This window comes from Acinetobacter sp. EKM10A, assembly GCF_011075215.1.
GTDB lineage: Bacteria > Pseudomonadota > Gammaproteobacteria > Pseudomonadales > Moraxellaceae > Acinetobacter > Acinetobacter baumannii.
The window spans coordinates 1-225 of the sequence record NZ_JAALLK010000057.1 but is presented as its reverse complement, the minus strand read 5'-3'; the positions used below and the strand labels follow the sequence as shown (position 1 = coordinate 225).

Below are 225 nucleotides of genomic sequence, written 5' to 3'. Positions count from 1 at the left end.
AAATTATGGTGGGCGCTGACGGGATCGAACCGCCGACATTCTGCTTGTAAGGCAGACGCTCTACCAACTGAGCTAAGCGCCCTGATTGAAAAAGACAACAATCGCAGTCTTTATACATTACATCCTCTAGATCAGGGAATCAAGAGAATGGCGCAGCGGACGGGGCTCGAACCCGCGACCCCCGGCGTGACAGGCCGGTATTCTAACCAACTGAACTACCGCTGC

At 53.8% G+C, this 225-nt stretch carries 2 tRNA genes; both read right to left on the bottom strand.

From position 1 onward, the window contains the following. Positions 1–6: 6 nt before the first annotated feature. Positions 7–82 (bottom strand) — tRNA-Val (locus G9371_RS19065). Between the two features lie 66 nt (positions 83–148). Then, positions 149–225 (bottom strand) — tRNA-Asp (locus G9371_RS19060).